Origin of the sequence: Fulvivirga sp. (genome assembly GCF_040220315.1) — a bacterium.
Taxonomy (GTDB): Bacteria; Bacteroidota; Bacteroidia; order Cytophagales; family Cyclobacteriaceae; genus Fulvivirga.
In genome coordinates, this window is the sequence record NZ_JAVJUY010000185.1 from 1 (window position 1) to 8,278 (window position 8,278).

An 8,278-nucleotide genomic window follows, 5' to 3' on the forward strand; every position below is an offset into this window, starting at 1 on the left:
GATGATGCCGAAGACCTTACCATCGAAGCTTTTGCCAAATCATTTAAAAATCTCCACAAATTCAAGAAAGACTTCACATTTAGTACATGGCTTTTCAGAATCGCTACTAATAATGCCATTGATTTTATTCGTAAAAAGCGGTTAGATACTATGAGTTTGGACACCTCTTTTACAGATGACAATGGCGAAGCTGTGGGCATAGATGTGGAAGACAAAAACCTTAACCCTCAAGAGGTAGCCATCAAAAGCCAGAAAATTGAGTTGATACAAATGTTTGTCACCAAGCTGCCTGCAAAATATCAACGACTTGTAAGGTTACGCTATTTTGATGAACTGTCTTACGAAGAAATCGCTACAGAACTAGACGCGCCATTGGGTACAGTAAAAGCCCAGCTTCACAGAGCCAGAGAGTTGATGTACGATCTGGTGAAAAATAAAAAAGAGCATATCTAATTAGTTCTAAATTTTCAGTTTAAAGTCGTTTAGAACTTTGAACATAAACCCAGCTCGCAGTGATCATGAAATCTGAAATTATAACTCATTACTTTCCAAATTTATCAGCGGCACAAAAAGCACAATTTGAAGCGCTACTTCCTTTATATAAAGAATGGAACAGCCAGATCAATGTGATCTCTAGAAAAGATATTGATGAGCTTTATTTAAGGCACGTACTTCACTCCTTAGGCATTGCCAAAGTGATAAATTTTGAGCCTAGAAGTGAGGTGTTGGATGTTGGAACGGGAGGCGGATTTCCAGGCATACCCTTGGCTATTCTATTTCCTGAAACACAATTCCACCTGGTCGATTCCATTGGCAAAAAAATTAAAGTGGTAAACGCAGTGGTTGAATCGTTAGGATTAAAAAATATTGTTGCAACACATACCAGAGCAGAAGATATTGATGGCAAGTACGATTTCGTTGTTAGCCGGGCTGTTACCCGATTAAAACCTTTTTATCAATGGGTAAAAGGTAAATTCAAGACTATAAATTTGCACAAATTACCAAATGGAATTCTTTACCTCAAGGGCGGTGATCTGGAAGAAGAACTGAAAGAATCTAAAAAGAAATATCGCCTTTATGAGCTTAGTACATTCTTTAAAGAAGACTTTTTTGAAACCAAAAAAGTGGTATATGTACCTGGTAATTAACGTGCAAAACCTAGCTAATGAGCATTATATAATGATAAAACAGCTTTTAATAGCACTTCCACTTACCCTAATTGCGCTTATTATTTATGTTAGCATATCAGGTAATATTGTTGATAATCTACAACACTTGTTCTTTCTATCTATTACAACATTTATCATATATGCATATCAGGTATCAATCAACAAGCAATTTAAGTTACTCGATAAAATTACCTGGTGGCTGTTTATATTTTTTCTTCCCTCAATAGCTTCAGTATTGTACTGGTTTCGGCACATTAACAAAACCAAAGAAGATTAATTGATTTTTAGGTAAAAAATGCCCTTGAGTCTTGCTTCCTCCCAAGGCTGTTGTTCACCATTACTAATTTCTTCTACACTGTTTCTGGTGCGCATAAATACATCTTCTATTCGTTGCGGTTGCTTCATTTGCTTCACCAATTCCCCTGTGTATAAGCCATTATCGCCTTCACCATCTGAAGCTACACTTCCCGGTGCAGTGGAGTAAGCGATTAAAGTACCACCCGGTGGTGTTGATTTTGCCAGTCCTGCACCACCTCTTTTTCCCGTTGGGAAAGGGTTATTACGGCATGCATCCAGAATTATCATGTTCAGTCCATCTTCATTTGCATATTCAATTGTTCTTAATACACCGGTTAGTGGAACAGTTTTAAGTTTAACATCTAATGGACTATTAATTTCAGCATCAACAGGTACCAGATAATTAACCCCCTCAATCTCAAGGCCATGACCCGCATAAAAGAATACAGAGACATCCACATCCCTGATCGCATCACCAAACGAATAGACAGCTCGTTTCATGTCCTCATAAGACCCATCAAGAATTGAGGTTACTTCAAAACCTAATTCCTTTAATGTTGCCTCCATAACTTTAGCATCATTTACGGTATTCACTAATGCTCCAGCCCCTTCATAAGAAGCATTGCCAATTACCAATGCTACTCGCTTTTGGCCATCGTGGTGTTCTCGGGCCACATCGGTAGGTACTTCAATTTCAGGGTTTCTTGTCACATAAATATCTTTGAAAACCGTGTTTGACTGGTAGTCTTCAGCTACCACTCTTATCTTATTTTTACCCGGAACAAGACCTACCTCTGCATTGAATTTGCCGTTTGGTAAAATCTCAGCCTTTTGCCCATTAATACTAATATTTTTGATCTTGGCGCCATCAGAAAGCACTCCCTCCAATTCTAAATTTGCCTGCTGTACCATCGACTCACCGTAGTTTCTATTAAGTGTTGGCTTGGTTATCTTTATCTGAGGCGCTGAATTTCTTTGTAACTCAAACAAATGAATGGTGCCATTTTTATCTCCGGCTGCCAGATAGGCATCGTCACCAGAAATACTAATCGTCTCTGGAAATTCTTCTAACGTAACTTCGCTCGATTCTGCGCCCTTATCTAAATCAACCAAGGTAATCACATACCTTTTATCCGTATAATACGCTATATGCGTTGGTCCGGGGCCGAGTACAATCTGATCCACCCGATTATTCACCCTGATACGCTTAATCTCATTGGAAGAATCCCAATCGTAGGCCATAATACTATTTCTTCTTTCAGGCTGGCCACCTTGCATACCCCCTTTAGGAATAAAAACTTCCTGTACTCCGGTCACAAAAAGATCACTTCCTTTATTAGATGCCCCTGAATGCATCACGGAAGAAGAATTAGCAAACTCATCGCTCCGAAGTTTTACTTCGCGGATCACATTTTGTATTGTAGGGTTACAGGTTAGCGTTGTTCCATCTTCCCCCATCACGGCCAGCTGCTGACCGAACCGATCGTAGCCCAGGTAAATTGGTTTTTTAATTCGGTTAGATATATCAACAGAGGCCTGCTGCATATTTGCTTTCAGGCTAAATACCTTTAACAATCCATCTTTATTTAAATAACTCAGAAATTGCTTTTCGGGATCAACAGTAACCAATATTGGATCATCAGGAATTTCACTTGATCTGCTTTTTGAAAGATTATTAGCAAAGAAGAAATTCAAATTACCACTGGCATCAATTGCCACTATTTCCTTGTTTTCTCTCAAAAATTCGAGGTGAATTATATCATCGCTTACTTCGGTTCTTCCCATTGGAGAAAGCTGATCTAAATCCCATAATTGTAAATTTCCCTTTCGATCACCAGCAACCATTAACATTCCGTCTGATGAGAAAGCCACTGATGTTACGCGATCGAGTTCTGAGGTTAATTTACCAACCGGTACAAAAGAAATTTGCTGGGCGTGAAGCTGCCCAGCAAATAGTAGTAATGTAATTGCAAAGTTTTTTAACATATAATTAAGATCCTTTTCTTCCTATAATATAGCCAAAACCAACGGTAAATTGAATTAAACTCCCAGGATCATCGGTACCTAAATCAAATGATGTTCCAAAAAACTCTCCTTCCACGGTTTCCTTTGTTACTTTACCTATGGTTAAATTGTTATCAATATTAATTCTTTCTGTTACGAAAAATTTAATACCTGCAGATAGTGACATAATAGTTCTGATATAGCTAAACGTAACTTCACCTTCCGGCAATTGGAATGACCCTCCCGGTATCGCTCCTCCGGTTGCTCCTCCTGTAAAACCATCCAACGCTCCTGCAGCAGTTCCTGATAATACACCAAAAGCCGCATTAGGGTCTTCAAATACAACATTGGTTCTCATTGCTGTATACTTAAATCCAAAATACGGCATTACCTTTCCATTAGCACTCAAGAAATTATAGTCGATAAAAAGGTTTATACTTCTGGACCTGAATGCAATAGCATTATCTACTACTTTAGTAATATTCCATGCAGGTGCAATTCCCAGCGAAACTCTGTTTCCCACATAATATTGATAGTTAAGAGAAATATAAGTAGCAGAATAAGTAAGTAATGGGTCATCGCCTTTTTGACTTAATAAACCAAAATTACTTCCTATGTTACTGTCCCCTTTTTGAACTTGAGCATGTGCGTTAAAGGCTACTACCGACAATAGAATAAACAATATATTAATCTTTTTCATAGCCCTATCTTTTACCTAATATATAACCTAAACCAACATTTAATTGAATGACAGTGCCATCGGCATCAATGCCTAAATCATCAAGGGTATCATTACCCGAAATTACCCTGGTGTAACTGAAGTTATTATCTAAGTTCAAACGCTCTGTCAAGAAAAACCTGATGCCAATATTGCCACCAATACTATTAGTTACCAGTGGGTCATCATTACCTTCTGATTTTTGGGAAACCTTAGTAAACTGACCGCCAAAATATGGCATAGCTATTCCGCTTTCGGAAACAAATGCATAATTCAAAAAGACATTATAGCCTATTGAATTACTCTTCTGATCATTGGCATCTTTCAGCCAACCAAAACGAGGTCCGACACCTAGAGAAATTCTCTTACCGATAAAATAGGTATAGTTTAAAAATATATTCGTTCTACTCTCTCCATTATCTCCACTTAAGGAGTTCGTATCAAAACCGAGACCTAGATTGGAGTCTCCCTTTTGTACCTGTGCAGCACTTTCAATAGTGCACAATAAAAGCATGAATAGACAAATACATGCTATTTTAAGTTCTGTCATAAGCCAATTAGTTAGATTTAGTGTTGAGAAAATTTTTAGAATGTAACCAAATAATAACTATAACCAAAACTAAATCCAGCAAATTATCTCATTTACAGGCATTTACACCTAACTAGCTGCCCTTTTTACCAATAATTACACCTAAACCAATTGTGAATTGAAGAATTCCGCCCTCAGCATCTGTATCTTCGAGTCCGCTCCCTGTATCGGTAGATGCAGCAATTATTGTTGTATAGCTTAAGTTAGCATCAAAATTTACACGCTCTGTAAAAAAGAACTTTACCCCAGCGTTTGCTCCAAGTGCTCCACTCCTATTTTCAAAATAATCGGAATCAGATTCAGTTGTGATAATCAGTGATGAGTATTGAAGACCCAGATATGGCAATGTAGTCCCATTTGATGATAAAAATGAATAGTTCATAAATAGGTTTAAACCAAAAATTTGAGAGAATACATCATCACTGGTATTCCAGATATATAAAGGCCCTGCACCCAAAGAAAGGTTATCACTTACATATTTCTGATAAGTGAACACAAATGTTCCTTGTCCATTATCAGTATCAACTCCCGTAATTGTTGAGTAAGAAGCATTAACACCAAGATTGGCATCGCCTTTTTGTACCTGCGCAAAAGCCATTGCATAGGTAAACAACACAGCACATAGTAAAAGAAAAGTAATTTTTAATTTCATGATTTCTATTTTGTTGGTGGATAAAACAATTTAATAAAAAATTCAAAAAGAGTAAATTTCCATTTAAAGCAAGGTTTTGAGTTTAATACATTTTGTGTAGCACATAGTGCGATCCTTTCTTAACCGGTAAGTGATGCAATTCAGTTGTAAACTGATTAATTTGATAGAACATCTTACCCTCTTTTTTCCGATATTTGACAATCTGTTTGTTCTTGAATTGCACAAGCAAACAACCACTACAACCACTGCAGAATGTACATTATTTTCGATACCGAAACCACCGGTTTACCTCATAGCTATAGTGCACCTATCACAGACCTGGAAAACTGGCCCAGGCTGGTTCAGCTTGCCTGGCAATTGCATGATAGTACGGGTAAACTAATTAATAGAGGTAATTTCATTGTCAAGCCCGAGGGCTTTACAATCCCATTTAATTCGGAGAAAATACATGGCATTTCTACTAAGCGTGCCTTAGAGGAAGGACATGATCTTAAGGAAGTTCTAGCAACGTTTCAAAAAGATATGGATCAGGCAAAAGTAGTTGTAGGCCATAATATCGATTTCGATAATCGAATCATCGGAACTGAGTACGTTCGAACTGAACAAGAAGATTTAGGAAATGCACTGCTTGAGAAAGAAAAGATTGATACGTCTGAAGTATCTAAAGAATTCTGCCAACTGCAAGGTGGTATAGGTGGTAAATTAAAATCCCCAAAGCTTATAGAGTTACATGAAAAGCTTTTCGGAGTGGGCTTTAATGATGCTCATGACGCAGCTTACGATGTTGATGCAACAGCAAAATGCTTCTTCGGGCTGATCAAAGTAAAGGTAGTTCAGCCACTGGACGGTTTAGCTATTGAAGAAGTAGTATATGAAGCACCTAAATTAGAAGATGCCAACTTTGCAAAGGAAGATAAGTCACCTGGTACCGACTTTGGTGGTGATGAAGCAGCTGCCAAAGATATAGATCATCCTTTTGTTCATCTGCATGTGCACTCACAATATTCTGTGCTACAAGCTGTACCTAACGTAAAAGGAATTATTGCCAAAGCCAAAGAATATAATATGCCCGCGGTTGGGTTAACTGATCTGGGCAACATGTTTGGTGCCTTCAAATTTGTGCGTGAGGCCATAAACAATGAAATCAAACCAATCATTGGCTGCGAATTCTATGTAGCAGAAGAACGTAAAACTCTAAAGTTTACGAAAGATAATCCCGATAAACGATACAATCAGGTTTTAATAGCCAAGAACAAAAATGGCTATCACAACCTGGCCAAACTAAGCTCTATGGCTTATATAGAAGGTTTGTATGGTATCCATCCACGTATTGATAAAGACCTCATAAAAGAATACTCTCAGGATGTGATTGCACTGACGGGAGGTATGTATTGTGAGATACCAAGCCTCATTTTAAATGTAGGTGAGCACCAGGCAGAAGAGGCTTTTGTGTGGTACCATAATGTGTTTAAAGAGGATTTTTATGTAGAATTAATTCGCCACAATCTTGAGGAAGAAAATCGTGTTAACGAAGTGCTGCTGGACTTTGCGAAAAAATATAATGTTAAAGTTATCGCAGCAAACGATGTATACTACTTAGACAAAGAAGACTCCGAAGCACATGATGTGTTGTTATGTGTAAAAGAAGGAGAAATGAAGTCTACTCCTATTGGTAGAGGTCGTGGGTTTAGATTCGGTTTCCCTAACAACGAGTACTACTTCAAATCGCAGGACGAGATGAAGACAATCTTTAGTGATATCCCTGAGGCTATTGAAAATCTAACCGAGCTGATTGATAAAATTGAAACATACAAGCTGGATAGGGACGTTCTTCTTCCTGCCTTTAACATACCTGAAGAATTTAGAGATTCCCAAGATGAAGAAGATGGCGGAAAAAGAGGTGAGAATGCATATCTGAGACATTTAACCTATGAAGGTGCGAAAAAACGCTATGATGAGCTTTCACCCAAAATCACTGAACGCCTTGATTTTGAATTAGAGACAATTAAAAACACCGGTTATCCTGGATACTTCCTTATAGTACAGGATTTTACAAGAAAAGCTAGAGAAATGGGCGTGTCAGTTGGGCCAGGTCGGGGTTCAGCAGCTGGATCAGCCGTTGCCTATTGCATAGGAATCACCAATGTTGATCCCATTGCTTACGACTTACTATTTGAGCGTTTTCTAAATCCTGACAGGGTTTCACTACCCGATATTGATATCGACTTTGATGACGAGGGTCGTGATAAGGTGATCCAATATGTGATCGATAAATATGGTAAAAATCAGGTAGCACAGATTATCACATATGGTACCATGGCTGCTAAATCATCCATAAGAGATGCGGCCAGAGTAATGGAATTGTCGCTTTCCGAAGCGAATGATTTGGCCAAGTTAGTTCCTGAACGACCGGGCACATCGCTAGATAAAGCATTTAAAGAGGTAAAGGAATTAGAGGAAATAAGACAGGGTGCTGATCTCAAATCACGAGTGTTGAATCAGGCAAAGGTTTTAGAAGGTGCAGTGCGAAATACTGGTACACATGCCTGCGGTGTCATTATCACACCTGACGACCTCACTAAATTCATTCCTGTATCTACTGCCAAGGATTCCGAAATGCTCATCACGCAGTTTGATAACAGCGTGGTGGAAAGCGCGGGAATGCTTAAGATGGACTTCTTGGGTCTGAAGACTTTAACAATCATAAAATCGGCCTTAAAAATTGTTAAAGCAAGACATGGTGTTGATATTGATATAGATACCATTCCGCTTGATGATGCTAAGACCTATGAGCTTTATCAGAAGGGACAGACCAATGGCACATTCCAGTTTGAGTCGCCAGGAATGCA

General features: G+C 38.4%; 8 protein-coding genes. 4 read left to right on the forward strand and 4 right to left on the reverse strand.

Annotated features, from left to right (window positions below):
- The 3 genes from RLO81_RS08800 to RLO81_RS08810 all read left to right on the forward strand — a co-directional run.
- Window positions 1-453, forward strand: a 453-nt coding sequence (locus RLO81_RS08800) for a sigma-70 family RNA polymerase sigma factor (protein ID WP_350110205.1), incomplete at its 5' end; no start/stop codon positions are given.
- A gap of 65 nt (window positions 454-518) precedes the next feature.
- Window positions 519-1,148 (forward strand): 16S rRNA (guanine(527)-N(7))-methyltransferase RsmG, encoded by a 630-nt coding sequence (gene rsmG / locus RLO81_RS08805; protein WP_350110207.1) that lies wholly within the window; start codon window positions 519-521, stop codon window positions 1,146-1,148.
- 31 nt (window positions 1,149-1,179) lie between these two features.
- Window positions 1,180-1,446 carry a hypothetical protein gene (locus RLO81_RS08810; protein WP_350110210.1) on the forward strand — a complete coding sequence of 89 codons (267 nt, stop codon included), beginning with the start codon at window positions 1,180-1,182 and terminating at the stop codon, window positions 1,444-1,446.
- Here RLO81_RS08810 and RLO81_RS08815 read toward each other — a convergent pair.
- The 4 genes from RLO81_RS08815 to RLO81_RS08830 form a co-directional block, all read right to left on the reverse strand.
- On the reverse strand, window positions 1,443-3,452 hold the full coding sequence (locus RLO81_RS08815) for a caspase family protein (RefSeq protein WP_350110212.1): 2,010 nt from the start codon (window positions 3,450-3,452) through the stop codon (window positions 1,443-1,445). The genes RLO81_RS08810 and RLO81_RS08815 overlap by 4 nt on opposite strands.
- A gap of 4 nt (window positions 3,453-3,456) precedes the next feature.
- A complete protein-coding gene (locus RLO81_RS08820; protein ID WP_350110215.1) occupies window positions 3,457-4,170 on the reverse strand; it encodes a hypothetical protein in 714 nt (237 codons plus the stop codon).
- A 4-nt stretch (window positions 4,171-4,174) separates the two neighbouring features.
- Window positions 4,175-4,738 (reverse strand): outer membrane beta-barrel protein, encoded by a 564-nt coding sequence (locus RLO81_RS08825; protein WP_350110217.1) that lies wholly within the window; start codon window positions 4,736-4,738, stop codon window positions 4,175-4,177.
- 112 nt (window positions 4,739-4,850) lie between these two features.
- Window positions 4,851-5,429, reverse strand: coding sequence for an outer membrane beta-barrel protein (locus RLO81_RS08830; protein WP_350110220.1), 579 nt, complete (start codon window positions 5,427-5,429; stop codon window positions 4,851-4,853).
- 252 nt (window positions 5,430-5,681) lie between these two features.
- Here RLO81_RS08830 and RLO81_RS08835 point away from each other — a divergent pair.
- Window positions 5,682-8,278, forward strand: a 2,597-nt coding sequence (locus tag RLO81_RS08835) for a DNA polymerase III subunit alpha (protein WP_350110222.1), incomplete at its 3' end; no start/stop codon positions are given.